We start from the raw sequence: 26255 nt of genomic DNA, 5'->3' as shown, positions 1-26255 counted from the left end.
GCAGGGACCGGAGGCCGCCAGGAATGACGATCGCCGCGATTTCCGCGCCGCCGGATGCGCGCGTGGCGCTGGCCGCCTGCGTGGCGGCGATCCAGCCGGGAAGTGGCCTGTGCTGGCTGGTGGTGCCGATGCACCGGATGCCCGTCGACGATGACCTGCTGGACGATCTGCGGGCGGTGGCGCGGGTGCCGGTGGACATGGCCGAGGATGGCGTGGCGCCGGCTGCGGACCGGGTGCTTGTCGTGCCACGGGGGCAGGCGGCGCGAGTGGTGGCGGGGGGCCTGCGGCTGGTGCGGGATGGCGCCTCGCCGCTGGATGACTGCCTGTCGAGCCTGGCCGCGTGTGAGCCTGCGGGGATCGCGGTACTTTTGCCGGGACGCGTGACGCTGCCGGTTCTTGGCGCGCGGGCCCTGCAGGCGGCGGGCGGGGTCGTGCTGGGGGTCGGCTCTGCCACGCTGGCGGACCGGGAGGCGACGGCAGAGGAGGCGCCCGGCGTGGTGACGGCGATCCACCGGGCGCGGATTGCCCAGACCGAAGGCGACGGGCCAGGCAAAGAGCAGCTGGACCAGGCCTCGCGCCTGCTGGGCCTTGCGGATCGGTCAGGACCGACCGTTATGGCGGCCCCGGTGTTGCGCCGAATGGCGATCGCGGGCGGGCTGGCGCCCGAGGCCTACCTGGCCCGGCTGCGCCGCGACCCGGCAGAGCGGCAGTGCCTGGCACGGGACGTCTTGCAGGGCAGGGCGCAGGAGGTTTCGGACGCGGTGATGATCGACCGGCTGCGGGACCTTGTGCTGGTCCCGCTGCTACAGCGCAGGCAGGCGGGGTTTCGGGTCTGGGTGCCCGGATGCGGGCAGGGTGATCTGGTCTACCAGCTGGCCATGAGGATCATCGAGCTGAGGGAAGAGCGGCAGGACCGCCGTCCCTGGAAGATATTCGGGACCGATACGGATGCAGCGGCGCTGCACGAGGCCCGGTCGGGACACTATTGCGCCGAAGCGGCGGCGGCGCTGGGTCCTGATCGCCGGGCCCGTTTCCTGTGGCGCGGCGATGGTGGCTACACGGTCGACCCTGGCCTGCGGGAACTCTGTGTCTTCGCCGAGCATGATCTCTATGCGGATGCGCCCTTTGGCTGGCTGGACCTGGTGTTGTGCCTGCCGCCCGCCCTGTTGGCCCACCCTGAGAAGGCAGAGGAGGCGTTGGCCCGGTTCGACTATGGCCTGCAGGCAGAGGGGTTTCTTGCGGTCTCGCCGCAACTGGTCCCGCTGCTGAATCCGGAAGGGTTCGAGCCGGTAGGCGAAGACGGCATCCTGTACCGGCGCCAAAGGGGCCAGACGCGCGCGCGGGCCGTGGTACTGCCCGGCCACCGGCCCGGCGAGCGGCTGACCGAAACGGCGCTGGCCGAACACGGTGTCCTGCAAATGCTGGGGACGGTCTTTGCCTCGGTCGATGACAGCGGGCGGTTTGTCCATGTCTCGACGCCGATGCGGGCGCTCTTGCCGCCGGTGCGGCCTGGCGCGGCCTACGGGTTGCAGGACCTGCGTGACCCGGACTGCGCCCGGGCGGCGATGGAGGCCCTGGCAGAGGTGCGCGACGCGGGGCGCAAGATCGCAGTGCGCAGCCTTGCCGGCAAAGGGGCAGGCGCCACGGGAGAGGTGCGCGTGGCGGCTTCGGCCGAGCGGGCCGGTCGATATCTCGTGGTGCTGTGCAAGGATGAGGACGGCGATCTGCCGGTGCCGGCGGCAGCGGGCGCCGCCCCCTGGAAGCGACAGTTGGACCGGCTGCAATGGCGCACCGAAAGCGCAGAAATGGCGTTGAGCAGCGCAAATCGTGAATTGATGGCGCTGAACGAGGAACTGCAGTCCTCGAACACGGAGTTGCGGTTCAGCCGGGGAGAGCTGGAGCTGATCAACAGCAAGCTGCAGACCTTCAACCGGGATTTGCTGGAGTCCTCGGCCCGCTTGGAGCAACAGAATGCCGAATTGCAGGCGATCTACGATGGCGTGCCCGTCGGGCTGGGGATGATCGGCAAGGACATGCGGTGGTCGCGCGGCAACCGGTTCCTGGCCGACCTGTTCGGGCTGGACCCGGAGGCTCTGCGCCGTGCACCCGCGGAGATCCCGGTGCCGGCGCAGATTGGCGATTTTGCGGCGCGGATCGAGGCGGTTCTGGACGGTGCCGCGCCGCTGGAAGGGATCGAGATCACCGACGGACAGGGGCGGCGTCTGGTTGGCGACATCTTTCCGGTCCTGCGCGACGGAGAGGTGACGGCGGCGGGGATCGCGGTGCGCGACGTGACCTTGGAACGGGCGCTGGAGGAACAGAAGGACCTGCTGACGACCGAGTTGCAGCACCGGGTCAAGAACATGCTGGCGGTGGTGCGGGCGGTGACGCGGTTCACCGCGCAGCGGTCGGGCGACAAGACGGAACTGGCCAGCCGCCTGTCGCAGCGTCTGGCCTCGATGGGCCGGACGTTCGAGCTTTTGTCGGAGGGAGGCTGGGACTGGCAGGGGCTGCGCGGGTTGACGGAATCGAGCCTTGCCGCCTTTGTCGACCTGGGCGACGGGCGGTTCAGCTATCAGGGAAAGGACGTAGCCCTGCCGCCCGAGGATGCGCAGGCGGTTGGCCTGGCCTTGCACGAACTGGGCACGAACGCGGTCAAGTACGGTGCGTGGAGCGTGCCCGATGGGCGGGTTGTGCTGGATGTCGTGACCGGCGACGCGGGGCTGGTGCAGATGACATGGCGCGAAACCGGCGGCCCCGAGGTGGTGCCGCCTGAGCGGACCGGTTTTGGCGCCTTCCTGCTGGGCACGATCCTAGAGCGCCAGTTGCAGGCCAAGGTGGTGATGGATTACCGCCCCGAGGGGCTGTGTGTCACGATCTCGCGCATGGGCGCGGGGTGATCAGGCCGGCTCGGGTTCGAGGCCGGAGAGCCTGCGCAGGACGCGGACCAGGTCCTCGACCGGTTGGCTCTTGCTGAGCACCTCGACGTCGGGGGCGATGTCGCGCAGGCCAAGCGGGTTCGAGACATAGGCGCTGTAGACGGCGGTGCGGCAGCCGCGCGCGTGCAGGATGGCCAGCAGGCGCCGCCCCTCTTCGCCGATCTGGACGTTCGCGTTCATCTGTCGGCCAAGATCCAGGTCGAGCACGCATAGGCGCGGGGTGTCCTGCGACAGGCTGGACAGGGCGGCGGTGTAATGGCTGACCGGGGGCAGAGGGTTCAGCCCGGCCTCTTGCAGCGCCTCGAAAAGCTCTGTCGAGAGAATGGCGTTGTCCTCTATGATCAGGGTTGGCCCTGTCGTTCGGTCGCCTGTGGTCTCGCCAGTCATGGGCATGATGCCTCGCGTCTCAAATCAATTGGCGCCGAGCGGCGCATCAAAAACACATGCTTGCCGCATCCCCGGGCCGGGGCCGGAAGGTCGGGCAGACGACAGGCAAGGGCGCACCGATCCGGTTGCCGATCCGAAGGCGCGCAGACAGGTGGCCCGGGCAATCGCCCATGAGCGTGGGGCCTGTCAACCTTTTCTGAAATCCCCGCTGTGGGGCGATTATGCCGCACATCCAGCCGCTTCGCCAAGCCAAGATTGACTTTTTCCAATGTGCCGCACAGGCTGTGGACAAAATAAAAGGCAAGACCTGAGGCAGTCCCATGTATCGCATTATTGCAGCGCTCGCTTTCGCGAGCGTCCTTTCCGCGTGTGACGGCGCGACGCTGACCGGCGACGGCGGGTCGGGAATTGGAACCGGGGCGCAGCCGCTGGTGCCAGAACCCGATCCCGGGACCGGCGGGGGTGGCACCGATCCCGACGCGGATCCCGATCCCGACAACCTGTACACGAGCGAGCTGGATGATGCGCCAGAAGGGTTGGATGTCAACGACATGACCTATGTACCGGCGAAAGACGAACTGGTGTTCAATAACCTTCCGTTCGACGGCGACAAAGCCGTGGCCGGTGCGAACGTCTACGGCAGGGATGCGGGCCTCAGTGCCATTCTCAATCCCGGCGGCACCGGGTTCGATGCCTATCGGAACACCGCGGGGCCTTCGGGCACGTCGCAGTATTTCGCGGTGTTCCGCCGCTCGCCCAGCGGCTTTAGCCAGGTGGGGGCCGTTGGCACGGACCGCTACCTGTCGTTCGGTTTCGGCGGGGCTGCGGCGCAGCGCCTCGAGGGGAACGGCGCGCTGCCGGCGGATACGGATTCCTATGTCTTCAACGGCGAATATGCGGCGGTTCGGACCGTGCTGGTCGATGGCGCTCCGAGTGCCGAAATCCAGTATGTGTCCGGCCTGGCGCGGATCGAGGTCGACGTTGACGATCCGGATGTCTCTGGCGCCGTCGAAGGCGTTATCGTCAGCCGGGAGTTCTTTGATGCCAATGGCGTGAACATCGCCGCGCTGAGCGGCGCGGACTTTCTGTCGCTGGCCACGGCCGAGATCAACTTTGACACCTGGACGATCAACTCGTCCGAGGCCAGCGCCGTGCGCACGGACGGTGAAGTGACCCAGACCGGCACCTGGTCGGGGCTTTTTGCCGGGCCGGACGGCGAGGAAGTCGTCGGTATCGTGGTGGTCGAAGGTCAGGGCCCGGTGGGCATCGACCCGGCGACGCGTGAGTTCCTCACCGAGGACATTCGCGAGACCGGCGGCTTCATCGCGACGCGCCCCTGATCCATGAGCCTTGGGGCCCATCTGCTGCGTGCCTTGCGATCGGCCGTCCTTGCCGGCGCGATGGCTCTGATGTCGGCCCCGGCCGGGGCCGAGCCGGTGCGGATGAGCGTGGACGAGGCGCGCGGCGCCGCGGCGCGGGCGCTGATGGCGGGGCAGGCGGAACTGGCGCTGGTGCTGTCCGAGGGCGTGCTATTGGGCGCGCCCGGCGATACCGACGCGCTGATGTTGAAATCCCGCGCGCTTTCGCAGCTTGGCCGCAGCGGAGAGGCGGCGGAGGCGGCGCGCAACGCCTTTGGCGGGACGGACGACGAGCGCGAGCGGTTCTTTTCCGCGATGCTGATGGCGCAGGCGCGGGCCTCTGGCGGGCGGCCCGGCGTTGCGCAACTCTGGCTGCGGCGTGCGGCGCAGATGGCGCCGGATGACCAGCTGAAGGCCGCGGCGGTCCGGGACTTTCGCCAGCTGCGGCGGCTGACGCCCTGGCGGCTGTCGCTGGATCTGTCGGTCGAACCATCGGACAACCTCAACGGCGCGCCGAAGACCAACCGTTTCACCTTTGCCGGGCTGCCTTTCATCAACCCTTCGGCGGTGCCGCTGTCAGGGGAACGCTATGTGCTGGGCGCCGACTATGTTCGCCGTGTTCCGCTGAGCGCGACCCGACGGCTGAACCTTGGGGTGTCGACAGAGATCCAGCGGGTGCGCTTTTCCTCCGAGGCGCGCGAAAAGGTGCCGGGGATCAGGGACGCGGATTACCGGCAGGACGCGCTGGCATTCAGCCTTGGCTACGAAGCGCGCGGGCAGGATGGCAGCTGGCTGGGCAAATCGCAGCTGTCGGTGACACGGCACTGGCTGGGCGGCACACTGTTCGCCGATTCCGCGGGATTGGATCTCAGCTATGGCCAGACGATCGCGCCGGGGCTGATCGGCACGCTGCGCTATGGCTACGAGGTCGAGCAGCGGCACGATGCATCGGTGCGCGATGCGCAGACCAGCGAGCTGGGTCTGACGCTGACACGCGCCTATGGCCGGTCGTCCCTCGGGCTTGACCTGATGGTGTCCGACACGGCCTCGGACTCGCGGCTGGTGGCGCGGGAAAGTGCGCGCGCGGCGCTGAGCTATCGCCTTGGCACGCCGTTCAAGGGCATGCTGCCGCGGCTGACGCTGGCATGGGAGGTCACCGATTTCGACAAGGGGCCGACCCAATTCTGGGTCGAGCCAAGACGGGACGAGGAGCTGACCGTTTCGCTGGATGTTCTGTTGCCGAACTACGACCTCTACGGCTTTGCGCCGGAAATCGGGGTTTCCTTCCGCGACCGGAGTTCCAATTATACCATTTACGAGACCCGTGGCACGGATCTGCGGCTGGGTCTGAAATCGGTATTCTGAAAGACGGCCTGCGCAGGCGGGCCGGAAGGGACAAAATGGGAATCACGTATCTGCACACGATGGTCCGGGTGAAGGACCTCGACGCCTCGATCGCCTTTTACAAGATGCTGGGGCTGGTCGAGCGCCGCCGGAGCGAGAACGAGAAGGGCCGGTTCACGCTGGTCTTCCTTTGTCCGCCGGATCAGGCGGATGGTCACGCAGACCTGGAACTGACCTACAACTGGGATGGCGACGAGGGCCTGCCCTCGGACAGCCGTCACTTTGGCCACCTCGCCTATACGGTGCCCAACATCTACGAGATGTGCCAGACCTTGATGGACAACGGCGTGACGATCAACCGGCCGCCGCGCGATGGGCACATGGCCTTTGTCCGCTCGCCCGACAACATTTCGATCGAACTGTTGCAGCAAGGCGATGCGCTGCCGCCGCGGGAACCCTGGGCCAGCATGGAGAACACGGGTCACTGGTGAGCCGCCTCGGCTGCATGATCGCCGCCACTCTGGCGGCCTTGGTGCCGGCGGGGGCCGAGGCCGCCTGCCGGCTGGCGCTGCTGCTGGCGCTGGATGTCTCCTCTTCCGTGGACGAGGCAGAGTACCGGTTGCAGCGCGACGGGCTGGCCGCGGCCCTGACAAGCCCGGACGTGCAGGGGGCGATCCTGCAGCAAGGCGGTGGCGTTGCGCTGGCCGTATACGAATGGAGCGGGCGGCGGCAATCGGTGGTGGTGCAGGACTGGGTGCTGCTGCACAGCGCGGGCGACATCGCGGCGGTGGCCGCGCGGTTGCAAAGGGTCCAGCGCTCCTACCGGCGGTTCCCGACGGCGTTGGGCTATGCCTTGGGCTTTGGCGCCACGTTGATGCAGGAGGCACCCCCCTGCGAGCGGCAGGTGATCGACGTGTCCGGCGACGGGATCACCAATGACGGGTTCTGGCCCGGGTTGGCCTACAAGCATTTCCCCTTTGAGCGGATCACGGTCAACGCGCTGGCGGTGCTGGGGGCGGATCCCTCGGTGGTGGATCACTACGAGTTCGAGGTGCTGCACGGGCCGGGCGCCTTCATCGAGACGGCAGAAGGCTACGAGGGGTTCGAGCGGGCGATGATCCGCAAGCTCTACCGCGAGATCCAGAACCGGGTTGTCGGCGGATTGCCCTATGTGCGGCCGGGGCCGGGATGACCCGGCTGCTTGGCCTTGCGGCCCTTCTGATCTGGGGAGCGGGGGCCGAGGCGGCCTGTCGCCAGGCGCTGGCACTGGGGCTGGACGTCTCGGGTTCTGTCGACGCGGCGGAATACCGGCTGCAACTGGACGGGCTGGCCGGCGCGCTGGAGGACCCGGAGGTCATGGGCGCCCTGCTGGCCATGCCGGAGGCGCCGGTCTCCGTGGCTGTCTTCGAGTGGAGCGGGCCGGGGTCGCAACGGATCGTGGCACCCTGGCGGCGGATCGAGGGACCGGCGGACGTGGCCGACCTGGCGGCCTTGTTGCGGGCGACGCAGCGCGGGCAGCTGGGCCAGTCCACCGCGATCGGGGCGGCCAAGCGGTTCGGTGCGGCGCTGTTGGCGGAGCAGGGGCACTGCTGGCGCCGGGTGCTGGATCTTTCAGGCGACGGCAAGTCGAACACCGGGCTGAGGCCGCAGGACAGCCGACCGGGCGGGATCACGATCAACGGGCTGGTGATTGGCGCATCCGGCGATGCGAACGGAATCGGTGCCCTGGCCTCCTACTATCGGGCCTATGTCATCGCGGGGGTGGATGCCTTTGTCGAGACTGCGCTGGGTTTCGAGGCCTTCGAGGCGGCGATGGTACGCAAGCTGAAGCGCGAACTGCAGGTGCTGGCCGTCTCGTCCAGGTAGGGGGACGCCTGGGCGCCGCTCCTGCGCCGCTGGCGCAGATCGCCCCGCCCGCCGTCCCACCAAGGCGTCGTCCGGGCGGTGTCGCCCGGCCGGCGTCCTCAGTAGATGTAGCGGATCTGGTCGGTCCAGTAGCGTTCGACGCGGCGCAGCGCTGTCGTGATCTCGTCGATGCCATCGACCGACAGCACGCCCTTGCCCTGCAGCCCGTCCGCATGGCGGGAAAAGAGATCACCGACGATGTCGCGGATTTCCCGCCCACGCTGGGTCAGGCGCACGCGGACCGAGCGGCGGTCGATTTCGCACCGCTGGTGGTGCATGTAGCCCATCTCGACCAGTTTCTTGAGGTTGTAGCTGACGTTCGAGCCCTGGTAGTAGCCGCGGCTTTTCAGTTCGCCGGCCGTCACCTCGTTGTCGCCGATGTTGAAGAGCAGCAAGGCCTGCACCGCGTTCACGTCGATGATGCCCAGCCGCTCGAATTCGTCCTTTATGACGTCGAGCAGGAGGCGGTGGAGCCGTTCCACAAGGCTCAACGCATCGAGGTAATTCGTAATGAAGCCCTGTGCCGGCCCCTGATTCAGTGACGAATGAATGCTCATTTCAGTCTCCGCCTGTTTTTCTTGCAACGGAGCTTTCGGGTATAAACGCAAATATCGGGTTAAACCGAGTAGAAGACCCGGAAAATTCTATTGATTTCCGAGGGTTGGTTAACCAACCTTGCCAGAGGTGAAAACACGGGGACCCGCCCAGCAGCGGGCGCCGGGCGGATTCCTGCACTGCAATCAACCGTTTGCGGCGATGCGGGAAATTTCCGAGATCATCGGTGCGTGAACCTCGGGCGCGGGGCGCTGGCCCGAGATCCACTGGTAGAGATCCTGGTCGTTTTCCGCCAGGAGCGCCTCGTAGGCATCCAGCCCGGCGGCATCCAGGGCGTCCAGGCGGGCCTCGGCGAAGCGGATCAGCAGGATGTCCATCTCCTTGGTGCCGCGGCGCATGGACCGCATGCGCAGGCGGCGAAGACGGGTTTCGCGGGATTCGCCGGGGCCGGTCGTCATGTCACTGGGCCTCTGTCAGCATGATGCGCAGGCGCTTTTCCAACCGCCCCAGCTTGTCCGCCTTGGCCTTGAACTGGCCTTGCAGGGCGCGGATCTCCGTCAGGATCGCGTTGACGTCGGGCGCCAGGGTCTCGTCCTGATCGGGGTCCGGCACGCCTTCGCCTTCGCCGGTGATCAGCCAGACGATTGACACGTTCAGAACGCCCGCCAGCATGGACAGACGGTTGGCGCGCGGTTCGTTGATGTCATCTTCCCAGGCCTGAAGGGTCTTGAGCTTGACGCCCAGCCGCTTGGCGAGGACCTCCTGGGTCATGTTGGCTGCCTCGCGGGCAGCAACGAGCCGGTCGCCGAAGGTGGCGGATTCGGGCCCGTACCAGTCTTTCGAGTTGTCCATGATCTTACCTTTCCGGTGAAGCCGCTTGAACGCCATTGGGGCGCTTACTAAGACAGGGAAGGCAAATTTTCAAACCACGAGCCCCCCTATGCCCTTTCTGTCGCAGACGCTGTCCCGCGTGAAACCTTCCCCGACGGTCGCCGTCACGCAACTTGCGCGCGAACTGGCGGCTGAAGGGCGCGATATCATCGGACTCGGCGCCGGCGAACCGGACTTTGACACACCGGACAATATCAAGGCTGCGGCAATTGCGGCAATCGAAGCGGGGAAAACGAAATACACGGCGCCGGACGGCATTCCCGAGCTCAAACAGGCGGTCTGTGACAAGTTCGCCCGTGAAAACGCGCTGACCTACACGCCCGCCCAGATCAGCGTCAGCACCGGCGGCAAGCAGGTGCTGTACAACGCGCTGATGGCGACGCTGAACCCCGGAGACGAGGTGATCATTCCGGCGCCCTACTGGGTCAGCTACCCGGACATAGTGCGCCTTGGCGGCGGTGAGCCGGTGATCGTCGAGGGCGCCGAGGCCGAGGGATTCCGGATCACGCCCGAACAACTGGAAGCGGCGATCACGCCAAGGACCAAGTGGCTCATCTTCAACTCGCCGTCCAATCCGACCGGCGCGGGCTATGACCGGGCGGCGCTGAAGGCATTGACCGATGTGCTGATGCGCCACCCGCATGTCTGGGTCATGTCGGACGACATGTACGAGCACCTGGCCTATGACGGGTTCGATTTCGTCAGCCCGGCACAGGTCGAACCGGGGCTGTATGACCGCACGCTGACCGTCAACGGCGTCAGCAAGGCCTATGCGATGACCGGCTGGCGCATCGGCTATGCAGGCGGTCCAGAGGAGCTGATTGGCGCGATGCGCAAGGTGCAGGGCCAGTCCACGACCAACCCCTGTTCGATCAGCCAATGGGCGGCGGTCGAGGCGCTATCCGGGCCGCAGGACTTTCTGGCAGAGCGCGCGGCGGTATTTGCCAAGCGGCGCGACATGGTGGTCGAGCGGCTGAACGCCTGTGCCGGGATCACCTGCGCCACGCCCGAGGGGGCGTTCTATGTCTATCCTTCGGTGGCGGGGTGCCTTGGAAAGACGTCGAAAGGCGGGCGCCGGATCGACACGGACGAAGATTTCTGTACCGCCCTGCTGGAGGAAGAAGGCGTCGCGGCGGTCTTTGGCGCGGCCTTCGGTCTGAGTCCGCATTTCCGGGTCAGCTATGCGGCCTCGGAGGCGCAGTTGACCGGCGCCTGCGACAGGATCGAGCGGTTCTGTGCGGGGCTGACATGACGCCCGACCTGCCCGAGTTCTATTTCCGGGTGCGCGACAACGGCGCCCTCGTCTATCGCGTCGATACCGAGAACCGGCAGCGGCGGTTGGAGATGGATCAGATCGCCGTGGTCAACGTCAACAAGGGTGAGATCAAGCCACATGGCGACCATGAGTTGTCGGAGGGTGAGCTGGAAGAGATCCGCACCTGGATGGAAGACCGGAAGCGGCTGTTGGCGCGGCGCGAGTTGGACGACATCCATCGGGCCGTTGACCACCTGAACCTGACCGCACAATGGGCGCAGTCCCGCGCGACCCCGGAACAGCTCGAAGAGGTGACGGACGCACTGCTCCTGGCGATGCACGACCTGCGCAGCGTCCTGGTCCGCAAGAAGGCGGACCGGGTGCTGAAGGGCTGAGAGGGGCCTTTGTGTTGGGCGGAAAGGCGTGGATTGCCTAGAGATTGGGCGGTTTGTGTTCGTTGTTAACGAATGCGGCGGTCGACCTCTTCATCCCGGCGGGCTTCGCCCCTATGTTCGGCCCATGCCACAGAACCAGACGACACTGACTCGACACGATGCAGGTGGGCCGTTCGATCTTGGCCGGCCCCTGTTCCCCTTGTCTCCTGATGATGTGCGGGCGCTGCTCGCCCGGAAGGGCTGAGCAGGCCGCGCAAGGCGATTATCCAAGGATGCCGGGCCAGTTCGCGCGGCCCTTGGCGATGTTTCCCTCGATGTCCTGCAGCCACAGCGTGCGGGCGCGCAGGCTGGCATTGAGGAACAGCTGGCCTTCGTGGATCGTCCAGGCCTCGGGGATGGTCGGCGCGAGGTAGCCGCGCGAGGCGGCGAAGGCGCAGTAGCCCCCGAACTGCGGCGCATAGGCCTGCGGGTCAGCCTCGAAGGCGGCGGCGTTCCCGGCGTCGGAGAATTGCCAGGTGGCGCCTTTCCAGCTGAGCGCAGCGGCGCCGCCGGCCACCGGACCGTTGCCGGCGAAATAGGCGACCGGGTCGGACCCGTCGATGGCGATGCCGTTTTCCGCATAAATCTCGGGTTCGGCGGCAAGCGCGCTGCGCGTTGTGAGCAGCAGGGCTGGGGCGGCAAGGGCAAGGCCAAACGTGGCGCGGCGTGTCAGGTTGGTCATGGCGGACTCCGGTGGGGTTGGCGGGTGCCTTCAGGATGGTCCGACCGGCGGCCGTGCAAAAGCCCCCGACACGGGGACGTGACGGCGCGTGTGCGGGCAATTCGTCTCGCCGGGCCGTCATAAATCTGTTACTTTCGGTGCATGAGCAGATGTCTTTTTCCGTTTGTGTTGTGCCTCGGGGTGTCGACCGGGCCCTCCGCCGCCAGCCCGATTGCCGAGGTGATATGCGCCCCCTCTGATCAGATGACACGCAGGCTGGTGGAGCAGTTTGGCACCGCGCGCCGCGCCACCGGGTTGCGGAGCCCCGAGGAAGTGGTCGAGATCTGGACCGATGACCAGGGCGATTGGACCATGATCATCAGCTATGCCTCGGGCCAGTCCTGCATCGTCGCCATGGGCGAACACTGGCAGGACCTCAACCAGGCAGACCCTGCCTGAAACGGGATAACCTTCGGGAAATGGCACGAAAAATTTGACTCGCGCCCGCGTGCTGATAGCCTGTGGCGAGGTGCATCGAGTTCTTGGGGGACATTATGAAACTGCCTTTGACCGCCGCTGCCGCGGCGCTCGCGCTCAGCGCGACCTCGGCCCTTGCCTGGGGCGACATGTACATGGGCGACGCGACAAACGACCCGAACTCGAATTTCCTGGTCCACGGCTATGATGCCCCGAACTTCTGCCCGCAGGGGCTGCAACCGGTTCTGGCGGGCGGAGTCGTCTGCTGCGGCAAGCCCAACGCTGGCGCCTACCACACCCAAACGGGCCACAAGCGGTCCTATTCGCCGCAGTTCGTGCCGGGCGAAAAGGGCGCCGTCTACCGCTGAGGCGCCGCGCCTCTTGGCATTGCCTGTCAGGCCGCGTATACGCGCGGCCTGATTTCACTTGTGACCACGCGGGAAAGGCCGGGCCATGCAGGGCAGCGCGAATCTGAATATCATGATGAAGGCGGCGCGAAAGGCGGGCCGCTCGCTGGTCAAGGACTTCCGCGAGGTCGAGAACCTCCAGGTCTCCATGAAGGGCGCGGGCGACTTCGTGTCGAAGGCAGACATCGAGGCCGAGCGCATCCTCAAGGAAGAGCTGTTGGGCGCGCGGCCGAACTATGGCTGGCTGGGCGAGGAAGGCGGCGAGGAACCGGGCACCGACCCGACCCGGCGCTGGATCGTCGATCCCCTGGATGGCGGCACCAACTTTCTGCACGCGCTGCCGCACTGGGCGATTTCCATCGCGCTGGAACACAAGGGGCAGATCGTGTCGGCAGTGGTCTTCGACGCCGCCAAGGACGAAATGTTCTATGCCGAACGCGGCGCCGGCGCCTGGCTGAACGATTCCAAGCGTCTGCGCGTGTCTGGACGGCGCCGCATGGTCGAGGCGGTCTTTGCCACAGGCATCCCCTTCGCCGCGAAACGTACCCTGCCCGCGACGCTGAAAGACCTGGCCCGCGTGATGCCGGAATGCGCCGGCGTGCGTCACCTCGGTTCTTCCTCCCTGGACATGGCCTATGTGGCCGCGGGCCGTTTCGAGGGCTACTGGGAACGCGAACTGAACCTCTGGGACATGGCCGCAGGCTATCTGATCGCCAAGGAGGCCGGCGCACTGGTCGATGGTGTCCGCGAAGGACAGGACCCGTTGGAAAGCGGCAGCATCATCTGCGCCAACAACGAGATTTTCAGCGGCTTCACCCGGATCCTGCGCGCCGAGTGAGGGTGTTCAGCGGTCCGACGGGTGATTGACGCCGTCGTTCCAGGCCAGCGGCTCGAAGTCCTTGGGGTCCATGCCCTCGATGCAATAGAGGTTGACCCCGTGCTCGTTCGGGTTCGACCGGCGGCGGTGGTACATGTAGATGCCGCAGGTCTTGCAGAAATGATGCTGCGCCGTGTGGGTGCCAAAGCTGTAGAGCGCCAGGTTGTCGGCTCCCTTGACCACTTCGATTCCGTCAAGCGGTGCGCTGACGACAGCGGCGCTGCGGCGGCGGCAATAGGAACAATTGCAACGTCGCGCGGTATCCGTGCCCTCTGCCAGGCGCACGCGCAGTTCGACGGCGCCACAATGGCAGGTGGCGGTGTGGGTCTCTGTCATTTTCTGCGGATCCTCGGGACCTGAGTGTGGCGTTTGCGGCTTTGGACGCGCGGCACGCGGCTGCGTTCAAAGGCGTATTCCGTTTCCGGGTGGGGCGGGTGCCCCTCGGTGCGGTTCCAGAAGCGCATGCCGCCGCGGCGCAGCCAGATCGGAATCGTCAGAATCATCCCGATCACGAAACCGCCCACATGCGCCCAGTAGGCAACGCCGCCCTGGTCGGCGGGCGCATTCCACCCGCCGAACACCTGCATGCCGAACCAGAGCGCCAGCATCAGCCAGGCGGGCACGGGGATGACGCGGAAGATGACGATCAGGATGATCAGGATGTCGACCCGCGCCTTGGGGAACAGGAGCAGGTAGCCCCCCATGACACCGGCGATGGCACCCGAGGCCCCCACTGTGGGCACGGTGGACAGGGGCGCCGACAGCCAGTGGATCAGCCCGGCGCCAAGGCCTGCCGCCAGGTAGAACAGCAGGTAGCCGACATGCCCCATCTCGTCCTCGAGGTTGTCGCCGAAGATGTAGAGAAACAGCATGTTGCCGGCGATATGCATCCATCCGCCATGCAGGAACATCGAGGTGAAAAGCCCGGAGAACCCGTAGCCTTCGGACAGGAAGCGGGGGATCAGCGCGTAATCGGCGTAGAAGGCCATCATCGCCCGGGGCGAGCTTTCGTATTGCAGCGAGGCCAGGAACACGACGATGTTGATCGCGATCAGGGTGTAGGTGACGAAGGGCGTGCGCCCCGACGGGTTATGATCGCGGATCGGAAACATGCGCTGGAGATTGGCATGCCTTGGGGGGAGGTCAAGGTGTCCATGCCTTGAAACGGGGACGGACGGGACTCGGGCCCCTTGGGCCCATCGCCCGCCCGCCGACCCGTTTCATGGGCCCATGCCACGGGATCGCGCCGGATGGATGGCGTACATTCACCAGGTGCACCAGCAAGAAGGCGCTTTCAGAGGCGTGTGACCTCAACCCTCCTGTCCGGCCAGCAGGGCGGGGTTGCCGCCCGCTGCGGTTGTGTCGATGCAGACATGCCGTTCGGCGCGGGCGTGGCCTGCGTCGGGGGCGCCGGTAATCAGCGTGAGGATCGGGCCGGGACGTGCGGCCAGCGCCTGCCGGTATGCGCGGGCGTGGTCCGCATCCCCCCACCAGAGCGCCCCGGCGATCCCCTGCGTGTCTTTCAGGGTTTCCGGAGGCAGGCCCGGAGCCATCACCGCGCGTCCGCCAAGGGCGCGGATGCCCTGCGCCTGCGCCTCTGCCGCGGCCCGCCCCGGTCCGAGGCAGAGCAGCGGCGGGCGGGCCTGCTGGTGCAGCACGTTGGCTTCGCCCGTCGGGCCGGGCAGCTCCACGCGGCTGGGGGTCGGATCGATGGCCGCGGCCTCTGCCAGCCGGTTGGCAAGGTCCGTGACAGCTGTGCCCGTGTCGTCGCCGGGGGTGTCCGGCGCGGGATGCGCGCGGAACCGGTCCAGGTAGAGCGGACCGCCCGCCTTGGGGCCGGTCCCCGACAGGCCCTCGCCCCCGAAGGGCTGGCTGCCCACGATGGCGCCGATCTGGTTGCGGTTGACGTAGATGTTGCCCGCCTCGATGCTCTCGGTGATCTGCTGAACGCGCTCGTCGATGCGGGTCATCAACCCGAAGGTCAGCCCGTAGCCGGTGCCGTTGATCGCGTCGATGACGCGGTTCAGGTTGCGCGCCTTGTAGGTGGCAACATGCAGCACGGGGCCGAAGATCTCGCGCTCCAGATCCTCGATCCCGCCGACGCGGATCAGGGTCGGTGGCACAAAATGCCCCGTTGCGGGCACGCTGACCTGTTGCAGCACCCGTCCCTCGCGCGAGGCTTGCGCGACGTGGTCCAGAATGCCGTCCTGCGCCTCGGCGTCGATGACGGGGCCGACATCGGTGGCCGCCTCCCAGGGATCGCCGACGACAAGGCTTTGCATGGCGCCCTTGAGCATTTCCAGGAAACCCTCGGCCACGTCCTCTTGCACATAGAGGCAGCGCAGGGCGGAACAGCGTTGACCGGCAGACTGGAAAGCGGATTCGATGATCGCCTGCACGGCCTGTTCGGGCAGGGCGGTGCTGTCGACGATCATCGCGTTCAGCCCGCCGGTTTCCGCGATGAAGGGTGCACCGGGGGCAAGGTGACGGGCCATGCTGCGGTGGATGGTCTGGGCGGTTTCGGTGCCACCGGTAAAGGCAACGCCGTCCACGTCCGGGCAGGAGGTCAGCACCGCGCCCACGTCCCCCGCACCGGGCAGCAATTGCAGGGCGGACCGTGGCACCCCGGCCTCGTGCAGAAGGCGGGTGGCGAAATGGGCGATCAGCGGCGTCTGTTCCGCCGGTTTTGCCAGAACCGCGTTGCCCGCGGCGAGCGCGGCGGAAAGTTGGCCGGTGAAGATCGCCAGCGGGAAGTTCCAGGGAGAAATGCAGGCGAAGGTGCCCAGCGGATTGTCGGCGCCCTCTTGGCAGCGGGCGGCGTAGTAGCGCAGGAAATCCACCGCCTCGCGCAGTTCGGCCAGCGCATCCATCAGCGATTTGCCCGCCTCGCGGTGGAGAATGGCAAAGATCTCGGCCTGGTTGGCCTCGTAGAGGTCGGCGGCGGCATTCAGGATGCGCGCCCGTTCGACAGGTGTGGCCTGCCAGGGCCGGGCGGCAGCGGCGGCGGCGCGGGTCTGTTCCGGGCTGGCCCAGGTGACCTGGCCCAGGACGTCCTCGGGGTTGCCGGGGTTCACGACTTCCTCGGTGTCGCCGGGAGCGGTATCGGTCACGGTCAGCGGTGTGGCCTGCCATTTCGCGGTGCGGAAGGCCCCGCGCGCATTGTCAAGCGCGGCAAAGCTGGGCCGGTCGCGCAGGTCCATCCCCTGAGAGTTGCGGCGTTCCGGTTGAAAGAGGTCGGGGCCGGTGGTCAGGGCGCGGCCCGCGGGGGCCTCGAACGGGTCGGCGGCAACGGTTTCGGGGGCCACGTCTTCGTCGACGATCTGGTTGACGAAGCTGGAGTTGGCGCCGTTTTCCAGCAGGCGGCGGACCAGGTAGGCCAGAAGGTCTCGGTGGGCGCCGACCGGCGCGTAGATCCGGCAGCGGGTCTTGTTTTGCTCCATGACCAGCCGGTGCAGGGTTTCGCCCATGCCGTGCAGGCGCTGAAATTCAAAGGCGCTCTTGTCCTGCGCCATGTGCAGGATCGCCGACACGGTATGCGCGTTGTGGGTGGCGAACTGCGGGTAGATGCGGTCGGTCATCGACAGCAGCTTGCGCGCGTTGGCGATGTAGGACACATCGGTGGCGGATTTCGAGGTGAAGACCGGGAATCCGGGCAGGCCGGCGACCTGGGCGCGCTTGATCTCGGTGTCCCAGTAGGCGCCTTTCACGAGGCGAACCATGATCCGGCGGTCGAGCTTTTCCGACAGCGCATAGAGCCAGTCGATGACCGCGCCCGCGCGCTGGCCATAGGCCTGTACGACCACGCCGAACCCTTCCCAGCCGGCAAGGCCCGGGTCGGACAGGACCTCCTCGATCACGTCCAGCGAGAGCGAGAGGCGGTCGGCCTCTTCGGCGTCGATGTTCAGCCCGATTTTGGCGTCACGCGCCTGCAGGGCAAGGGCGCGCAGCCGGGGGATCAGCGCGGCGCGGGCGGTTTCGGCCTGCAATTCGTCATAGCGCGGATGCAGCGCCGAGAGCTTGACCGAGATGCCGGGATTGTCGCGGGTGGCCTCGTGCGGGGCGTTGGTGGCAATGGCGCGGATCGCCTGGGCATAGGCGTCGAAATAGCGTTGGGCGTCGGCCTCTGTCCGAGCGGCCTCGCCCAGCATGTCGTAGGAATAGGTATAGCCCTTGGCCTCTTGCGCCTTTCCGCGTTTCATCGCGGCTTCGATGCTTTCGCCCAGGACGAATTGTGCCCCCATCTCGCGCATCGCACGGCCGACGGCAGTGCGGATCACGGGCTCTCCGAGCCGCTTGATGGCGCCACGCAGATGGCCGACGGGACCGGGCTGGTGGTCTTCCAGCACCTTGCCTGTCAGCATCAGCGCCCAGGTTGAGGCATTGACCAGCGGCGAGGTGGAATGGCCCAGGTGGCGCGACCAGTCCGACGGCGCGATCTTGTCCTCGATCAGCGCGTCGATGGTGGCACTGTCAGGCACCCGCAAAAGCGCCTCTGCAAGGCACATCAGCGCGACGCCCTCTTCGGTCGACAAGCCGTATTCGGCCAGAAAGACCTCCATAAGGCCGGGGCGTGTGGCGCCGCGGATGTCCCGCACAAGCTGCGCCGCGCTGCCCGAGATCGCGGCGCGGGCAGAGCTGTCCAGCGCGGCCTCGTCTTTCAGCCGGACCAGGGTTTCGGCCTCGGCGGCATAGGTCAGCGCGTCGATGCGCGCGCGCAGGTCTGTCGTCTGGTCCTTTGGCATGCTCGTGCCTTTCTGGATTTCGGGTAAGATAAGGGGGACGGCGTGCGGAATGAATACCGCTACACCGGAATTTGGTATACGATACCCGGAGAGTTGCGGGACGTTTGACTGTTTTTGCCGGCCAGACTTGTCGTTTGGCCCAAGTTTTCGGGGAAATGCGATGGAAACGGGAATCTCGGACCTTGACCGCTTTGATCGGGCGATCCTGGCGGAACTGGCGGGCGAGGCGCGCATTTCGGTGACGGAACTGGCGCGCCGCATCGGCCTGTCGAAATCGCCGACGCAGACGCGCCTGAAGCGGCTGGAAGAGGCCGGGTACATCCGCGGCTATCGCGCAGTGCTGGATCCGATCCGCCTGGGTCTTGACCATGTCGCCTTTGTCGAGGTGCGCATGGTCGACACGCGCGAGGGCACGCTGGCCCGGTTCAACGCGGCGATCACCACGATCCCCGAGATCGAACAGGCGCACCTGATCGCGGGCAACTTCGACTACCTGCTTAAGGTTCGGACCCAGGACATGCCCAGCTATCGGCGGGTGTTGGCGGAAAAGGTCTCGACCCTGCCGGGAGTGGCCTCGACCTCGACCTTCGTGGCGATGGAGGCGGTCAAGGAAGAGGGTGTCGCGGATGTGACTTGACCCTTGGGCAACCCGTGCCACCCTTCGTGACATGAGATTTGCCCTTGCCCTGACTTGCCTGGCGACGTCTGCGTTGGCGGATGGCTGCCCGACCGCGCCGGATTACAGCGAAGAGATGGATCCGCTGTACGAGGCTTTGCTGGTCGCGCCCGACGAAACCACCGCGCGGCTCATCACCAACCGGATGTGGGGGTATTGGGACAACGCCCCGGACGAGGCCAGCCAGGCCATGCTGGACGAGGCGATGCGCGCCCGCGCGCGGTTCGATTTCCTGCGGGCTCTTGATCGGCTGGACACGCTGGTTGGCTACTGTCCCTTCTACGCCGAGGGGTATAACCAGCGCGCCTTTGTCAATTTCCTGCGCGAGGATTTCGAAGCGGCCTTACCTGATCTGGAACGTGCGCTGGACCTGAACCCGCGCCACATCGGCGCCCTGTCGGGCAAGGCGGTCACGCTGTTTGCCCTGGGCCGCGAGGAAGATGCGCAGGTCGCCCTGCGTGCGGCGCTGGCGATCAACCCCTGGCTGGCGGAACGTGCCCTGCTCAAACCGTTGCCGGGAGAGGAGTTGTAAGCCCGGGGTTCATTGCAGGAACGGACGGCTGACAAAGCCGCTCACACCGAGGCCGTTGATGGCTTTTGCGGGAACGGTTCCGGTTTACACCGCGCGCTGGCTGGCTATGGTCGCGCCACTGGCCCGCGTGGTGGAATGGTAGACACAGGGGACTTAAAATCCCCAGGCTTTATGCCGTGCCGGTTCGAGTCCGGCCGCGGGTACCAGTCGGATCTTTCGGCGGTGGCGAGGATGTGTGCGCCGCTTGGAGCGGGGAACCTGCCGTGCAAGGAATATGCCGCGAGCAGACGGGAAAGGACCTGCCATGACCGATGGCGAGACACTGCTTCTGGGGCTGATCGGTGACAATATCGCTCGGTCGCGGGCTCCGGTGCTGCACCGGCTGGCAGGGGCCCAGAACGGGATTGGGGTGCAATACGACAGGCTGGTGCCGAGGGACCTGGGCGAGGATTTCGAGCAGGTCTTCGACCGATGTGTCGCGGGTGGATACCGCGGCATCAACGTGACCTACCCCTACAAGGAGCGCGTCACGGCGCGGCTGCGGGTGGATGACCCGCTGGTGCGGGCGATGGGCGCCTGCAACACGGTGATCTTCGAGCCGGAGGGGCCACGCGGATTCAATACAGATTTCTCGGGCTTCATCGCAGCCTATGAACGGGTGCGGGGCAAGGCACCCACAGGGACGGTGCTGATGATCGGCACCGGAGGTGTTGGCCGGGCCGTGGCCTTCGGGCTGGCGCGGCTTGGCGCGCCCGAACTGCGACTGGTGGACCGTGACCTGGCCAAGGCCCAGGCGCTGGCAGAGGCCCTGCGCGAGGCCGCCCCCGAGATGAAGGTGGTGACGGGCACGGACGCCGCGGCCCTGGCTGCAGGCGCGGGCGGGCTGGTCAACTGCACCCCGGTCGGCATGGTGGGGTACGAGGGCACGCCGCTGCCACGCGCCGCGATGGCGGGGGCGGTCTGGGCCTTCGACGCGGTCTATACGCCCGTTGAAACCCAGTTCCTGACCGATGCTGGCGCCGAGGGGCTGGACATCATTTCGGGCTGGGAGCTGTTCTTTTACCAGGGCGTGCATGCCTGGGCGCATTTCGCCGGTCTGCCGCTGGACGAACCTGCGCTGCGCGCGGCGCTGATGGCCGAGGATGCGGCATGAAGACCTCGATTGCAACCGTCTCTGTCTCTGGCAACCTGCGCGAAAAGCTGGAGGCCATCGCCGCCGCCGGTTTCGACGGGGTCGAGATCTTCGAACAGGATTTCATCGCAGATGCGGGCAGCCCGCGCGAGGTGGGCGCCCTGATCCGCGATCACGGGCTGGAGATCACCCTGTTCCAGCCGTTCCGCGATTTCGAGGGCTTGCCGCAGGGCCCGCTGCGGGACAAGGCCTTTGACCGCGCGCGGCGCAAGTTCGACCTGATGCAAGAGCTGGGCGCGGAACTTGTGCTGTTCTGTTCCTCGGTCCACCCCGAGGCCCTGGCCGGCATCGACCGCGCGGCAGGGGACTTTGCCGAGCTGGGAGAGATCGCGGCCGATCGTGGCCTTCGCGTTGGCTACGAGGCCTTGGCCTGGGGGCGGCACGTCAACGACCACCGCGATGCTTGGGAGATCGTGCGCCGTGCCGATCATCCCAACATCGGCCTGATCCTGGACAGTTTTCACACGTTGGCGAGGGGCATCGACCCGGAGACGATCCGGCGGATTCCCGGTGACCGGATTTTCTTTGTCCAACTGGCGGATGCGCCGCGGATCGACATGGACCTGCTGTACTGGTCACGCCATTTCCGCAACATGCCGGGCGAGGGCGGCCTGGACGTGACAGGCTTCACGCGGGCGGTCATGGCGGCGGGCTACACGGGGCCGGTCAGCCTGGAAATCTTCAACGACCAGTTCCGGGGCGGCTTGCCGGGCAGCGTGGCGCGGGACGGCTATCGTTCGCTGGTGGCGCTGATGGATGACGTGCGCCGGGCGGAACCCTCGACCGGCGTGGACCTGCCGGAGTTTCCGGCGCGTGTGACGGTCGACGGGGTCAGCTTTGTCGAGTTCGCCTCGCGCGGGAAAGAGGCCGAGTACCTCGGCGCACTGTTGGCGGCGCTGGGGTTCACGCGCGTCGGGCGGCACCTGTCCAAGGCGCTGACGCTCTGGCAGCAAGGCGAAATCCGCGTGCTGATCAATGAGGAGCCGGGCGATTTTGCCGGGTCGGTCTACAATGCGCGCGGCACCAGCGTCTGCGATCTCGGGCTGCGCGTGGGGTCAGGCAGGGATACGGTTGCGCGGGCAAGTGCGCTGGGGGGCGAGCCTTTTGCGCAGCCAGCCAGCCCCGGGCAGCTGGACATTCCCGCGATCCGCGGTCTGGGCGGCAGCCTGCTGCATTTCCTCGACAGCGGCCAGGCCGATGTCTGGTCGGCGGAGTTCGAAACCCTGGCCGAGGTGGGCGAAGGTGCGGGCTTGCGGCGTGTCGACCACATTGCCCAGACCATGACCTATGACGAGATGCTCAGCTGGTCGCTCTTCTATACATCGCTCTTCGAGATGGCCAAGGCGCCGATGGTTGACGTGACCGACCCGGACGGGTTGGTACGCAGCCAGGCGTTGCAGGCGGGCGGGCTGCGCATCACGTTGAACGGGGCGGAAACGCACCGCACCTTTGCCGGGGCTTTCCTGGCAGAGAGTTTCGGCGCCCCGGTGCAGCACCTGGCGCTGGAAAGCACGGATATCTTCGCCACGGCCGAGGCGCTGGCCGTGCGCGGCTTCGACCCCTTGCCGATGACAGAGAATTACTACGCCGACCTCATGTCCCGTTTCGACATCGACGAGGGGATGCTGGAGGCGCTGCGCCAGTTCAATATCCTCTACGACCGCGACGAGAATGGCGCCTTCTTCCAGCTGTACTCGCGCCCCTTCGCGGGGGGCATGTTCATCGAGATCCTGGAACGGCGCGATGGTTACGCTGGCTATGGCGCGCCCAATGCCCCCTTCCGGATCGCGGCACAAAAACGCCTGATGCGGGGCAAGGGAATGCCGAGCGTCTAGGGGAGGCTAGTCCTTGGTCTTGCGACGCAGGCGGATGACCACCTCGACGGAGGCGATTTCCGAGCCCTCGGGCGCCTCCGGCAGGCGGGTGATTTCCAGCTGGTCCGCCGGTGCGTCGGTCAGCGCGCCACGATCTTCCCAGAAGAAATGCGGGTGATCGTGGGTGTTGGTGTCGAAGTAGCTGCGCGAGCCATCCACCGTGACTTCCTGCATCAGCCCTGCCTCGCAGAAGGCCTTGAGCGTATTGTAGACGGTGGCCAGCGATACCTGCTCGCCGCTGTCCTTGGCGGCGGCAAAGAGGCTTTCGGCAGTGACGTGACGGTTGTTTCCGTCGCCGACAAGCAAAGCCGCCAGCGCGACACGCTGTCGTGTGGGGCGCAGGTCGCTGCGTCCCAGCCATGTCTTGCCGCGCTCGATCGCCTCGGACATCATCTCTCGCTGTGGGCGTTGCATTGCAGAGCATATATAAAGCCGCATGGCGGGCAAATTCAATGGGTTTCCTGCCGTTTGGGGCGGTGCCTGCGGCGGTGGCGCCCTTGCATGGCTTGCAGACGCGGTGCTAGACGGGACAAGGTTTGGACTAAGCAACAAAGAGAGGGCCCGCCTGCATGGCCGACTATCCCACAAGCTTCGGCAAGGAAGACCTTCTGAAATGTGCCCGCGGCGAATTGTTCGGGCCGGGCAACGCCCAGCTGCCGGAACCGCCGATGCTGATGATGGACCGGATCACGGATATTTCCGGGGACGCGGGCCTGCACGGGAAGGGACATGTTGTGGCCGAGTTCGACATCGACCCCAACCTGTGGTTCTTCGAGTGCCATTTCCCGGGAAATCCGATCATGCCGGGCTGCCTGGGGCTGGACGGGCTGTGGCAACTGACCGGTTTCAACCTGGGCTGGCGCGGTTGGCCGGGCCGGGGCTATGCGCTGGGCGTGGGTGAGGTCAAGCTGAAGGGCATGGTGCGCCCGGACCGCAAGATGTTGACTTACAAGGTGGATTTCACCAAGGCGGTGCAGACGCGGCGGCTGACCATGGGGGTCGCCGACGGCATCGTGGAGGCCGATGGAGAGGTCATCTACGAGGTCAAGGACATGAAAGTGGCCCTGTCCGAGAGCTGATTTCGGGGACTCATTGTACTCCCGCAGGGTGGGGTGAAACTCCCCCTTTCGAGGGTCAAAAGTGAACCGATCAGTCTGTACGTTTTGTACAAAACGTACGTCGATTCCAGCATTTTGTACAAAGGGGTAGGGGTTCGTTAAGACCCTTGTTCCGGCGTGCCTTGCGGGTGGGTTTGAAGGGCCGTCGTGGGGCGGGTGACGAGGCGCGTCGGTGGGGTGAACCGCGGCCTACAGGCGCGCTGCAGTGACGCTTGCCCCAGAGCCGCACCATGACGGCGCGGCGCACGGCGGGCCTCCGCTACAGGGTGCGGTAGCAGTATCGCATTGGTCTGATTTGGGCCAGCTGGGGCGCTCCCAATCCAACTCAGCTCTCCTTTTTCCTGCACGTTGGGCGGAATGCGGTCGTTCGCTCCAAATGCGTTGCCACCAACTCGGCCCTACCAGAGCCGACTTTGAAGAGCGGCCAGTTTCTTTCCGAGCTAGGTTCCATAGTTTGGACGACCTGGGTCTTCAGCGACGACGCTCACGCTCTTGAGTTTATTAAGGTGTGGTATACAAGACCCCTTTTAAGCGAACTTGCTTGCTGGCCAAGGCTTGGCGTTTCCCTGGTTGTCTGACACCGCGCTTCTGGAACGTATGCAGACGAAAAAATCTACTCGAGCCCACTTAGCGCTGTTTCAGATGGAGTTTACCCGTTCCGGCATCTTCCCGATGTAGTCCAGTTCTCTTTGCAAGGAGAGCTGTGAGAGGGACGAGAACGGCAATGACGTGAAGGCCTTGAGACGGCGCTCCATCGTGGCAAAGCACTGTTTGAAGACCAATGCACGTTCGGCTGCGGTGCCTTCAGTCTTGCTTGGATCCGCCATGCCCCAATGGGCTGTCACGGGCTGGCCCATTAGCGGCGGGCATTCCTCGTTGGCGGCACGGTCGCAAACGGTAAAGACAAAATCCATGCGTGGAGCAGAGGCCTCATAAAAGGCATCGTAACTCTTTGGGTAGTATAGCGACGCGTCGTGGCCATTCAGTCGCAAGACTTCCTCGGCCAGAGGTTTGAGGGACGCACTGGGCCGTGTGCCTGCAGAAAAAGCTCGGAACCTCGTTGCGCCTTCAGCATTCAAGATGGCTTCGGCGAATATCGACCGGGTCGAATTTCCGGTGCACACAAAGAGCACGTTGAACACCTTGCCGTCGCGACCGATACCACTGTGATTACGCGAAGATGACAATCTGGCCACAAGCTCGGGACGGCCCCGACAGCAATCATTCACGAGGTATTCGATCAGGGACCCGGTCAGGGCGAGATCGATACCGTAGCGCAAAGACCGGCCATGCCGGGTCTGCTGAATAAGCCCCGCACGGGTCAGGATTCCGAGGTAAACCGAAAGTGTGCTGGCTTTCACCGACAGCGCCTCAGTCATTTCGCCGGCCGAGACGGTATCTGGCATACGTCGCGCCAATAGTCGAAAGACGGCCATCCGTCCTGGGTGAGCCAGTGCGGACAAGGCCGCTATATTAGTGTTTTCGCTCATGCCTCATCGAATTCTGAAACTGTTTTCAAACGATGACTTGCCTGCGCAGGCCACCACCGCCCGTTCAAGGCTCAGCAAATAGCATTTCGAAGGCTTATCCGACAACCGAAATAGAGTAAGGCTTAGCCCATGCCCACTGTATAGCCGACGCCACGCACCGTTCGGATTGGATAGTGTCTGTTCGTCTGGCAAAGCGCCTTGCGCAGCCGAGCCACGTGGACGTCGACGGTGCGCTTGTCAACCTGCGCGCCGCGCCCCCAAATCCGATCGACAAGTTTTGCACGTGTCCAGACGTGACCCGGCGCTTCGATCAGCGCAGCAAGCATGACGAATTCAATTGGTCCAAGATGGACCAGTTCCCCGGCGCGCCGCACGCGCAGGCATTCGATTTCAAGCACGATGTCGTCGAACTCCAACACCGGTTCGGCGGCGATCAATGCTTGCGTCCAAGTCATTCCAGTCCTGATCGGGTTCTGGTAGCGCCGGGCGGAACACCGCGTGACAGGAACAGAACCTCTTCAGCGATATTGGTGGCATGATCGCCGATCCGTTCAAGCGCGGTGGCGACGAACAAGCGACTGACGTGAGCCTGTGCTTCTCCTGGGTCCTGCTTGAGCGAAGCCAGCGCCGCATCGAACACCGCATCCTTGTAGGCGTCGATCCGGGCATCGCTGGCCAGAACCTGCTTGGCCAACTCGGTCGATTGGGTGACCAGTGCCGTCACGCTGAGAGAAAGCGTGTGTGACACGAGGCCGGCCATGTCCTTGATTTGACGGTCTTGGCTTTGTGGCTTTGCCGGGCCTGCGGCTGAGATCACGTGGCGGGCGATGGTCTTGGCGTGATCGCCCGCGCGTTCGAGATTGCTGACCGCGTGTTCGATCCCCATGACCAGCCGCAGATCACGCGCTACTGGCTGGAACCGTAGCAACACATCGAAACACTCGGCGCGCACTTGCTCGAACGCGGCGTCGATGTCCAGGTCGCGGTTGATAGCCTCAAGAGCCGGCGCCTCATCTTGGGCAAGGTAAGCGACAGTCGCCTGGGTGACATTGTCAGCGGCCATGTTCCCCATGCGCCGGAAACTGCGACGCAGACCCTCAAGCCCGTCGTCAAAGGACTTCAATAGGTGGGGATGAGAGGC

28 protein-coding genes and 1 tRNA gene are annotated in these 26255 nt (G+C 65.6%); 17 read left to right on the top strand and 12 right to left on the bottom strand.

Features of this window, described 5'->3' with window-relative positions; genetic code table 11:
* Positions 1–23 precede the first annotated feature (23 nt).
* Entirely contained in the window at positions 24–2900 is a 2877-nt protein-coding gene (locus ACQY5B_RS20645; RefSeq protein WP_420327664.1) for a CheR family methyltransferase, read from the top strand.
* Here the strand turns inward: ACQY5B_RS20645 and ACQY5B_RS20640 are convergent, their stop codons facing one another.
* On the bottom strand, positions 2901–3332 hold the full coding sequence (locus ACQY5B_RS20640) for a DNA-binding transcriptional response regulator (protein ID WP_420327666.1): 432 nt from the start codon (positions 3330–3332) through the stop codon (positions 2901–2903). It abuts the gene before it with no gap.
* 314 nt (positions 3333–3646) lie between these two features.
* Here ACQY5B_RS20640 and ACQY5B_RS20635 point away from each other — a divergent pair, with 314 nt between their 5' ends.
* From ACQY5B_RS20635 to ACQY5B_RS20615, 5 genes are read left to right on the top strand one after another with little or no spacing between them, the layout of a single operon-like run.
* Positions 3647–4666: a hypothetical protein gene (locus ACQY5B_RS20635; protein ID WP_420327667.1), complete on the top strand. Its 1020-nt coding sequence runs from the start codon at positions 3647–3649 to the stop codon at positions 4664–4666.
* Between the two features lie 3 nt (positions 4667–4669).
* On the top strand, positions 4670–6049 hold the full coding sequence (locus tag ACQY5B_RS20630) for a surface lipoprotein assembly modifier (protein ID WP_424976605.1): 1380 nt from the start codon (positions 4670–4672) through the stop codon (positions 6047–6049).
* 35 nt (positions 6050–6084) lie between these two features.
* Positions 6085–6519, top strand: a complete 435-nt coding sequence (locus ACQY5B_RS20625; RefSeq protein WP_420327671.1) for a VOC family protein — start codon at positions 6085–6087, stop codon at positions 6517–6519.
* Between the two features lie 14 nt (positions 6520–6533).
* Positions 6534–7220: a DUF1194 domain-containing protein gene (locus ACQY5B_RS20620; RefSeq protein ID WP_420328594.1), complete on the top strand. Its 687-nt coding sequence runs from the start codon at positions 6534–6536 to the stop codon at positions 7218–7220.
* Positions 7217–7894, top strand: a complete 678-nt coding sequence (locus tag ACQY5B_RS20615; protein ID WP_420327673.1) for a DUF1194 domain-containing protein — start codon at positions 7217–7219, stop codon at positions 7892–7894. The genes ACQY5B_RS20620 and ACQY5B_RS20615 overlap by 4 nt, the downstream gene beginning before the upstream one ends.
* Positions 7895–7992: 98 nt before the next feature.
* On the opposite strand, the gene ACQY5B_RS20610 is transcribed toward ACQY5B_RS20615, so the two are convergent.
* From ACQY5B_RS20610 to ACQY5B_RS20600, 3 genes are all read right to left on the bottom strand, one after another.
* Positions 7993–8490 carry a MarR family winged helix-turn-helix transcriptional regulator gene (locus ACQY5B_RS20610; RefSeq protein ID WP_305970801.1) on the bottom strand — a complete coding sequence of 166 codons (498 nt, stop codon included), beginning with the start codon at positions 8488–8490 and terminating at the stop codon, positions 7993–7995.
* Positions 8491–8673: 183 nt separating this feature from the next.
* A complete protein-coding gene (locus tag ACQY5B_RS20605; protein ID WP_305970800.1) occupies positions 8674–8946 on the bottom strand; it encodes an FAD assembly factor SdhE in 273 nt (90 codons plus the stop codon).
* Position 8947: 1 nt separating this feature from the next.
* Positions 8948–9340 (bottom strand): helix-turn-helix domain-containing protein, encoded by a 393-nt coding sequence (locus tag ACQY5B_RS20600; protein ID WP_420327675.1) that lies wholly within the window; start codon positions 9338–9340, stop codon positions 8948–8950.
* Positions 9341–9428: 88 nt separating this feature from the next.
* On the opposite strand from ACQY5B_RS20600, the gene ACQY5B_RS20595 reads away from it, so the two are divergent.
* Together ACQY5B_RS20595 and ACQY5B_RS20590 are read left to right on the top strand one after the other, a co-directional pair.
* On the top strand, positions 9429–10631 hold the full coding sequence (locus tag ACQY5B_RS20595) for a pyridoxal phosphate-dependent aminotransferase (RefSeq protein ID WP_420327677.1): 1203 nt from the start codon (positions 9429–9431) through the stop codon (positions 10629–10631).
* On the top strand, positions 10628–11029 hold the full coding sequence (locus ACQY5B_RS20590; RefSeq protein ID WP_420327679.1) for a hypothetical protein: 402 nt from the start codon (positions 10628–10630) through the stop codon (positions 11027–11029). The genes ACQY5B_RS20595 and ACQY5B_RS20590 overlap by 4 nt, the downstream gene beginning before the upstream one ends.
* Positions 11030–11291: 262 nt before the next feature.
* Here ACQY5B_RS20590 and ACQY5B_RS20585 read toward each other — a convergent pair whose 3' ends face one another.
* Entirely contained in the window at positions 11292–11750 is a 459-nt protein-coding gene (locus tag ACQY5B_RS20585; RefSeq protein ID WP_420327681.1) for a YHS domain-containing (seleno)protein, read from the bottom strand.
* A gap of 243 nt (positions 11751–11993) precedes the next feature.
* On the opposite strand from ACQY5B_RS20585, the gene ACQY5B_RS20580 reads away from it, so the two are divergent.
* The 3 genes from ACQY5B_RS20580 (at position 11994) to ACQY5B_RS20570 (ending at position 13451) form a co-directional block, all read left to right on the top strand.
* Entirely contained in the window at positions 11994–12188 is a 195-nt protein-coding gene (locus tag ACQY5B_RS20580; protein ID WP_420327682.1) for a hypothetical protein, read from the top strand.
* 95 nt (positions 12189–12283) lie between these two features.
* Positions 12284–12574: a hypothetical protein gene (locus ACQY5B_RS20575; protein ID WP_420327684.1), complete on the top strand. Its 291-nt coding sequence runs from the start codon at positions 12284–12286 to the stop codon at positions 12572–12574.
* An 85-nt stretch (positions 12575–12659) separates the two neighbouring features.
* Positions 12660–13451, top strand: coding sequence for an inositol monophosphatase family protein (locus ACQY5B_RS20570; RefSeq protein WP_420327686.1), 792 nt, complete (start codon positions 12660–12662; stop codon positions 13449–13451).
* A 6-nt stretch (positions 13452–13457) separates the two neighbouring features.
* Here the strand turns inward: ACQY5B_RS20570 and ACQY5B_RS20565 are convergent, their stop codons facing one another.
* From ACQY5B_RS20565 to putA, 3 genes are all read right to left on the bottom strand, one after another.
* Positions 13458–13826 (bottom strand): GFA family protein, encoded by a 369-nt coding sequence (locus tag ACQY5B_RS20565; RefSeq protein WP_420327688.1) that lies wholly within the window; start codon positions 13824–13826, stop codon positions 13458–13460.
* Positions 13823–14602 carry a rhomboid family intramembrane serine protease gene (locus ACQY5B_RS20560; RefSeq protein ID WP_305970791.1) on the bottom strand — a complete coding sequence of 260 codons (780 nt, stop codon included), beginning with the start codon at positions 14600–14602 and terminating at the stop codon, positions 13823–13825. Before ACQY5B_RS20560 ends, ACQY5B_RS20565 begins: the two co-directional genes overlap by 4 nt.
* A gap of 198 nt (positions 14603–14800) precedes the next feature.
* Positions 14801–18232 (bottom strand): bifunctional proline dehydrogenase/L-glutamate gamma-semialdehyde dehydrogenase PutA, encoded by a 3432-nt coding sequence (gene putA / locus ACQY5B_RS20555; RefSeq protein ID WP_420327690.1) that lies wholly within the window; start codon positions 18230–18232, stop codon positions 14801–14803.
* A gap of 160 nt (positions 18233–18392) precedes the next feature.
* Here putA and ACQY5B_RS20550 point away from each other — a divergent pair, with 160 nt between their 5' ends.
* The 5 genes from ACQY5B_RS20550 to ACQY5B_RS20530 all read left to right on the top strand — a co-directional run bounded on the left by ACQY5B_RS20550 (position 18393) and on the right by ACQY5B_RS20530 (position 22467).
* Entirely contained in the window at positions 18393–18869 is a 477-nt protein-coding gene (locus tag ACQY5B_RS20550) for an Lrp/AsnC family transcriptional regulator (protein ID WP_305970789.1), read from the top strand.
* Between the two features lie 31 nt (positions 18870–18900).
* Positions 18901–19440 (top strand): tetratricopeptide repeat protein, encoded by a 540-nt coding sequence (locus ACQY5B_RS20545; RefSeq protein WP_420327692.1) that lies wholly within the window; start codon positions 18901–18903, stop codon positions 19438–19440.
* A 121-nt stretch (positions 19441–19561) separates the two neighbouring features.
* Positions 19562–19646: transfer RNA gene (locus tag ACQY5B_RS20540), tRNA-Leu, on the top strand.
* Positions 19647–19744: 98 nt separating this feature from the next.
* Positions 19745–20593: a shikimate dehydrogenase family protein gene (locus ACQY5B_RS20535; RefSeq protein WP_420327694.1), complete on the top strand. Its 849-nt coding sequence runs from the start codon at positions 19745–19747 to the stop codon at positions 20591–20593.
* A complete protein-coding gene (locus ACQY5B_RS20530) occupies positions 20590–22467 on the top strand; it encodes a bifunctional sugar phosphate isomerase/epimerase/4-hydroxyphenylpyruvate dioxygenase family protein (protein WP_420327696.1) in 1878 nt (625 codons plus the stop codon). Before ACQY5B_RS20535 ends, ACQY5B_RS20530 begins: the two co-directional genes overlap by 4 nt.
* A gap of 6 nt (positions 22468–22473) precedes the next feature.
* Here the strand turns inward: ACQY5B_RS20530 and irrA are convergent, their stop codons facing one another.
* Positions 22474–22899, bottom strand: a complete 426-nt coding sequence (gene irrA, locus ACQY5B_RS20525; RefSeq protein ID WP_420328595.1) for an iron response transcriptional regulator IrrA — start codon at positions 22897–22899, stop codon at positions 22474–22476.
* Positions 22900–23075: 176 nt separating this feature from the next.
* On the opposite strand from irrA, the gene fabA reads away from it, so the two are divergent.
* Positions 23076–23585: a bifunctional 3-hydroxydecanoyl-ACP dehydratase/trans-2-decenoyl-ACP isomerase gene (fabA, locus tag ACQY5B_RS20520; protein WP_069210334.1), complete on the top strand. Its 510-nt coding sequence runs from the start codon at positions 23076–23078 to the stop codon at positions 23583–23585.
* 677 nt (positions 23586–24262) lie between these two features.
* On the opposite strand, the gene ACQY5B_RS20515 is transcribed toward fabA, so the two are convergent.
* The 3 genes from ACQY5B_RS20515 to phoU form a co-directional block, all read right to left on the bottom strand.
* The gene (locus ACQY5B_RS20515) at positions 24263–25114 is read right to left on the bottom strand and encodes an arsenate reductase/protein-tyrosine-phosphatase family protein (RefSeq protein WP_305970785.1); all 852 of its coding nucleotides are present in this window, start codon (positions 25112–25114) and stop codon (positions 24263–24265) included.
* A 122-nt stretch (positions 25115–25236) separates the two neighbouring features.
* On the bottom strand, positions 25237–25551 hold the full coding sequence (locus ACQY5B_RS20510) for a winged helix-turn-helix domain-containing protein (protein ID WP_420327698.1): 315 nt from the start codon (positions 25549–25551) through the stop codon (positions 25237–25239).
* Between the two features lie 14 nt (positions 25552–25565).
* A complete protein-coding gene (phoU, locus tag ACQY5B_RS20505; protein ID WP_420327700.1) occupies positions 25566–26177 on the bottom strand; it encodes a phosphate signaling complex protein PhoU in 612 nt (203 codons plus the stop codon).
* Between the last annotated feature and the right edge of the window lie 78 nt (positions 26178–26255).

The organism is Antarctobacter sp. (assembly GCF_965277915.1).
Classification (GTDB): Bacteria; Pseudomonadota; Alphaproteobacteria; order Rhodobacterales; family Rhodobacteraceae; genus Antarctobacter.
This window is presented reverse-complemented; position numbering and strand designations above follow the sequence as displayed.

What these genes read in the sequence shown, in the direction of transcription:
- ACQY5B_RS20565 (WP_420327688.1), bottom strand. Translation starts at nt 13,826, where the DNA reads ATGACAGAGACCCACACCGCCACCTGCCATTGTGGCGCCGTCGAACTG.
- ACQY5B_RS20635 (WP_420327667.1), top strand. Translation starts at nt 3,647, where the DNA reads ATGTATCGCATTATTGCAGCGCTCGCTTTCGCGAGCGTCCTTTCCGCG.
- ACQY5B_RS20575 (WP_420327684.1), top strand. Translation starts at nt 12,284, where the DNA reads ATGAAACTGCCTTTGACCGCCGCTGCCGCGGCGCTCGCGCTCAGCGCG.
- ACQY5B_RS20645 (WP_420327664.1), top strand. Translation starts at nt 24, where the DNA reads ATGACGATCGCCGCGATTTCCGCGCCGCCGGATGCGCGCGTGGCGCTG.
- ACQY5B_RS20625 (WP_420327671.1), top strand. Translation starts at nt 6,085, where the DNA reads ATGGGAATCACGTATCTGCACACGATGGTCCGGGTGAAGGACCTCGAC.
- ACQY5B_RS20515 (WP_305970785.1), bottom strand. Translation starts at nt 25,114, where the DNA reads ATGAGCGAAAACACTAATATAGCGGCCTTGTCCGCACTGGCTCACCCA.
- ACQY5B_RS20535 (WP_420327694.1), top strand. Translation starts at nt 19,745, where the DNA reads ATGACCGATGGCGAGACACTGCTTCTGGGGCTGATCGGTGACAATATC.
- ACQY5B_RS20570 (WP_420327686.1), top strand. Translation starts at nt 12,660, where the DNA reads ATGCAGGGCAGCGCGAATCTGAATATCATGATGAAGGCGGCGCGAAAG.
- ACQY5B_RS20545 (WP_420327692.1), top strand. Translation starts at nt 18,901, where the DNA reads ATGAGATTTGCCCTTGCCCTGACTTGCCTGGCGACGTCTGCGTTGGCG.
- ACQY5B_RS20595 (WP_420327677.1), top strand. Translation starts at nt 9,429, where the DNA reads ATGCCCTTTCTGTCGCAGACGCTGTCCCGCGTGAAACCTTCCCCGACG.
- ACQY5B_RS20580 (WP_420327682.1), top strand. Translation starts at nt 11,994, where the DNA reads ATGACACGCAGGCTGGTGGAGCAGTTTGGCACCGCGCGCCGCGCCACC.
- ACQY5B_RS20610 (WP_305970801.1), bottom strand. Translation starts at nt 8,490, where the DNA reads ATGAGCATTCATTCGTCACTGAATCAGGGGCCGGCACAGGGCTTCATT.
- irrA (WP_420328595.1), bottom strand. Translation starts at nt 22,899, where the DNA reads ATGATGTCCGAGGCGATCGAGCGCGGCAAGACATGGCTGGGACGCAGC.
- ACQY5B_RS20590 (WP_420327679.1), top strand. Translation starts at nt 10,628, where the DNA reads ATGACGCCCGACCTGCCCGAGTTCTATTTCCGGGTGCGCGACAACGGC.
- ACQY5B_RS20615 (WP_420327673.1), top strand. Translation starts at nt 7,217, where the DNA reads ATGACCCGGCTGCTTGGCCTTGCGGCCCTTCTGATCTGGGGAGCGGGG.
- ACQY5B_RS20530 (WP_420327696.1), top strand. Translation starts at nt 20,590, where the DNA reads ATGAAGACCTCGATTGCAACCGTCTCTGTCTCTGGCAACCTGCGCGAA.
- ACQY5B_RS20585 (WP_420327681.1), bottom strand. Translation starts at nt 11,750, where the DNA reads ATGACCAACCTGACACGCCGCGCCACGTTTGGCCTTGCCCTTGCCGCC.
- ACQY5B_RS20620 (WP_420328594.1), top strand. Translation starts at nt 6,534, where the DNA reads ATGATCGCCGCCACTCTGGCGGCCTTGGTGCCGGCGGGGGCCGAGGCC.
- ACQY5B_RS20605 (WP_305970800.1), bottom strand. Translation starts at nt 8,946, where the DNA reads ATGACGACCGGCCCCGGCGAATCCCGCGAAACCCGTCTTCGCCGCCTG.
- ACQY5B_RS20560 (WP_305970791.1), bottom strand. Translation starts at nt 14,602, where the DNA reads ATGTTTCCGATCCGCGATCATAACCCGTCGGGGCGCACGCCCTTCGTC.
- putA (WP_420327690.1), bottom strand. Translation starts at nt 18,232, where the DNA reads ATGCCAAAGGACCAGACGACAGACCTGCGCGCGCGCATCGACGCGCTG.
- ACQY5B_RS20600 (WP_420327675.1), bottom strand. Translation starts at nt 9,340, where the DNA reads ATGGACAACTCGAAAGACTGGTACGGGCCCGAATCCGCCACCTTCGGC.
- ACQY5B_RS20630 (WP_424976605.1), top strand. Translation starts at nt 4,670, where the DNA reads ATGAGCCTTGGGGCCCATCTGCTGCGTGCCTTGCGATCGGCCGTCCTT.
- ACQY5B_RS20550 (WP_305970789.1), top strand. Translation starts at nt 18,393, where the DNA reads ATGGAAACGGGAATCTCGGACCTTGACCGCTTTGATCGGGCGATCCTG.
- ACQY5B_RS20640 (WP_420327666.1), bottom strand. Translation starts at nt 3,332, where the DNA reads ATGCCCATGACTGGCGAGACCACAGGCGACCGAACGACAGGGCCAACC.
- fabA (WP_069210334.1), top strand. Translation starts at nt 23,076, where the DNA reads ATGGCCGACTATCCCACAAGCTTCGGCAAGGAAGACCTTCTGAAATGT.
- phoU (WP_420327700.1), bottom strand. Translation starts at nt 26,177, where the DNA reads ATGGCCGCTGACAATGTCACCCAGGCGACTGTCGCTTACCTTGCCCAA.